This is a genomic window from Acidisphaera sp. S103, assembly GCF_009765975.1.
Taxonomy (GTDB): Bacteria; Pseudomonadota; Alphaproteobacteria; order Acetobacterales; family Acetobacteraceae; genus Rhodopila.
This window is the reverse complement of record NZ_LMUJ01000111.1, coordinates 4,328-6,659: the sequence shown is the minus strand read 5'-3', so window position 1 is coordinate 6,659 and position 2,332 is coordinate 4,328. Positions and strand designations below refer to the sequence as shown.

The 2,332-nt window shown below is 60.1% G+C and carries 3 protein-coding genes and 1 pseudogene; 3 read left to right on the top strand and 1 reads right to left on the bottom strand.

Annotated elements, in window-relative coordinates; all coding sequences use genetic code 11:
• The first annotated feature begins 370 nt into the window (after positions 1 to 370).
• Positions 371 to 556, top strand: a complete 186-nt coding sequence (locus tag GSQ89_RS36075; RefSeq protein ID WP_158932948.1) for a hypothetical protein — start codon at positions 371 to 373, stop codon at positions 554 to 556.
• A gap of 564 nt (positions 557 to 1,120) precedes the next feature.
• On the opposite strand, the gene GSQ89_RS40455 is transcribed toward GSQ89_RS36075, so the two are convergent.
• A complete protein-coding gene (locus GSQ89_RS40455) occupies positions 1,121 to 1,342 on the bottom strand; it encodes an alpha/beta hydrolase family protein (protein WP_371734337.1) in 222 nt (73 codons plus the stop codon).
• A gap of 186 nt (positions 1,343 to 1,528) precedes the next feature.
• Here GSQ89_RS40455 and GSQ89_RS39660 point away from each other — a divergent pair, with 186 nt between their 5' ends.
• Positions 1,529 to 1,930 (top strand): hypothetical protein, encoded by a 402-nt coding sequence (locus GSQ89_RS39660; protein ID WP_254073550.1) that lies wholly within the window; start codon positions 1,529 to 1,531, stop codon positions 1,928 to 1,930.
• A pseudogene (locus tag GSQ89_RS36065) lies at positions 1,867 to 2,332 on the top strand (hypothetical protein); the annotation flags it as partial. The gene GSQ89_RS39660 and the pseudogene GSQ89_RS36065, both read left to right, overlap by 64 nt.

Below are 2,332 nucleotides of genomic sequence, written 5' to 3'. Positions count from 1 at the left end.
AGCTCGAGATCGCGGTAACTGACGGGGAACATCAGATACCAGTGGACTGCCCACAGGATCACCTCCGCGGCGAATTGCCGGCCCTTGAAGGATTTATCCTGCCGCACCTGCGCCGCTTGTCGCTGTTTCCCCATGGCACGACTTCTACCCGGCCCCGATCGCGACGAAAAGCTGCAACAGAACCCGCTAGGATTGCCCCGGGATACGACGACGTATTGCGGTTGGGGTGCTATAGCGATCGAAGGGCAATTTTCCCGCGATGAAGGAGACGAAACGGGGCTCGCCGGTACCCATAGTGCAGGATTATTGTCATCGAGGGCGCGTGACCAACGCGCGCCCGGTCATCTCATCGAGGTCAAGGACATTTGGCATGAGATTCAAACTGTTCCGCGGAGTCAGCGACGCTGGAGTTCAGCAAGCTGTGAATATTTGGTTGGGGCAGTTGCCGACCCCGCCGATCATTCGGATTAGCGAGACCAACTTTGTAACGGTTGATGCCGGAGGACAGAAAGTACCATCGGTCACCGTCTCAGTCTGGTACGATGAGGGGTTTTGATTCAGCTCCGGTCCGGTGGCAGTGAGACGGCACTCAAACAGGACCTCTCCCGAAAGTGGTGCAGCGCATTGGGCCAACGGCGGAGCGAGTTCGGATAACTCGGCCTCAAACGGGAGGCCGGCAACCTGCACAACTACCCCGGACTTGCCGACGCCAGGCGATCCGGAGAGAAGGGCAGGCTTCTGGATCGGGGAAGGCTGTTTGATACCGTTCATAGGAGTTCCGTAACAGGCGGCGGGGTCGTTGCCCGCTTGGCGGCCGGGTGTCCACAGAAAGCGGGGCAGGGCGGGGGGACGCCGGCGCATCCCTGATACGGAATTAGCAATAGTGTATCAGATGCGCTTCTAGGTTGGGTCATTGCTGCGTCTGGCCCGACTCGATTCGGCGCAGATAGGCCGCAACCGCCGCTTTCCACAGGTCAACATGCTCGAACAGCGCGTGGCCGTTACCGATATGTATGTTCTCAAATGGAATGAATTCGCCAACGCCGCCATTCGCGGAGAAGGCACCGAAGATCTTCCGAGCATAGGGGAGCGTGTAATAGCTGTCATTCTCGGCATAAAGTCAAAGCTCCGCTGCCATGCCTCTGCTCTTTCCAGCAGCAGCAAGCAGCCCGCTGTTCTCCTCCGCAGACGACCCGCGGCCGGGCCACCAGCCCCCGGAGAAATTCACGGCGCCAGCAATGTCGCCTGGATGTCGCGCGGCATATTCGACTGAGAGAAATCCTCCTCGTGACCAGCCAACAAGGATGATACGTCGCGGATCAACCCAAGGCTGCGCACGCATAGCTTCGATCACCGTGTTTAGATCCTCCAGGCGCGCAAACTGCTGGACAGCATCGACACCTCGACCGTTGTGGGCTTGCGCGACAGGGCGCCGATCAGTGTGATGACTTTGGGACCGTCCATTGATTGGGGATGATAAACAGAGCGATACGACCGGTCGGGTATGTTGCCGGCTGGGGACTCGCGGATGGAGTGGACGCTGCGTTTGACTGGAACGGGCATTGATGGTCAGTCTCGAAGTGTCGACGTGATGGCGATCACACGGCTTGATGGTCTTCGTGAGATCGCCAACTTGGGTTTGACGTTGGCCGAAGCGAAGCAGCTGTTGTCGCAAGTTCAGCAGGAGGTGGCTGCCGCGCAGGCCGACCACCACGGGCTGTTTCGGCCAGACCGTCGGTCATGCGGCGGGATGTACCACGCGAAGGGTTGGCGGCCGCATCGGATCGCGACGCTGTTCGGCGAGGTCAGGGTGAAGCTTCCCCGATTGGCATGTGCTGGCTGCGGTTGTGACGAGACTGGCGTCAGTTGGCCATCGCACTGCCGGCGACACCTGAGCTGGATCAACTGCAAGCCCGGCTGTCCGCGCTGAGGCCGTATCGGGTTGCGGCTGACGTGCTGCAGCATCTGTTGCGGATCGACACCGGGAAGAGCTCCGAGACACTGCGCCGCCATACGCTACATATCGGCAAGCAGCTCAGCGATGCGGCGGCGGAGAAGCCGCCGATCGCTGCCGCGGCAATCGCGATGAGCTTGGACGCAATCTTTGTACGGAGCTGCGAAGACGGCGAACGGCACTTGAAGGTCCGCGTCGGCAACATCGAAACGGAGACGGGTGGCCGCCAAGTCTTTGGTGGCGTCACCAGGGCCGAGACCGATATCACTACTCTGATCCAGCGGACCCTGGAAACCGTGGGTCGGACCGAGGCCACCAAAGTCTGCCGCGCGACAATCAAGGTGAGAAAATGCGTCAATCAGGATGAGAAGGTTTCCC

Excerpts from the sequence above, each read along its gene's own strand:
- GSQ89_RS36075 (WP_158932948.1), top strand. The coding sequence starts at position 371 with ATGAGATTCAAACTGTTCCGCGGAGTCAGCGACGCTGGAGTTCAGCAA.
- GSQ89_RS40455 (WP_371734337.1), bottom strand. The coding sequence starts at position 1,342 with ATGCGTGCGCAGCCTTGGGTTGATCCGCGACGTATCATCCTTGTTGGC.
- GSQ89_RS39660 (WP_254073550.1), top strand. The coding sequence starts at position 1,529 with ATGGAGTGGACGCTGCGTTTGACTGGAACGGGCATTGATGGTCAGTCT.